The sequence below is a fragment of the Clostridium sp. ATCC 25772 genome, from assembly GCF_001573875.1.
Lineage (GTDB): Bacteria > Bacillota > Clostridia > Clostridiales > Clostridiaceae > Clostridium_J > Clostridium_J senegalense.
Genome location: NZ_LFRG01000219.1, coordinates 1 through 528, shown reverse-complemented (window position 1 = coordinate 528; position 528 = coordinate 1). Strand labels below are relative to the sequence as shown.

Here is a 528-nt window from a genome sequence, read left to right as displayed (position 1 = left end):
TTTAGAGTATTTACATATCCTAAATAAGGCATTGTATAACCACACATAGTCATTGGTGTTATTTCTATTTTCCACCATCTAGTATTATCAAAACTTTCATTTACAAATGGTTTTACCTCTTTAAACATCTTTAATCCTTTTTTTATTTGTCTAGGCATCAATAGGTTTCTTATTTTAGTTGTTTCAACTTCTTCATATTCTATATTTTCATTTACCTGTTTTATATCCTCAACTTGTTTACTATATTTATTTTGTTTTTGTTTTTGACTTTGGTTTTGATTTCTATGATTGTTATTAGAAGTATATTCTTGTTTAGGTTCTTCATATTCTTCTATCTCTTCTTCTTCTTGATCATCATCTTCTACTTCTATATACTCTAAATATTCGTATTCATATTCACTATCTTCGTCTTCTACATCAATATACTCCACTTCTTCGTATTCATATTCATCATCTTCTATTTCTTCATATTCTCCGTATTCTTCATTTTCAGCAAATATTAGTTCTTCATAATTTTCTAATTTACTT

The 528-nt window shown here is 26.1% G+C and carries 1 protein-coding gene; it reads right to left on the bottom strand.

What is annotated here, in order from left to right; translation table 11 throughout:
* Window positions 1-528: hypothetical protein (locus tag AZI32_RS18700; protein ID WP_345968975.1), on the bottom strand; the 528-nt coding region annotated here is incomplete at both ends.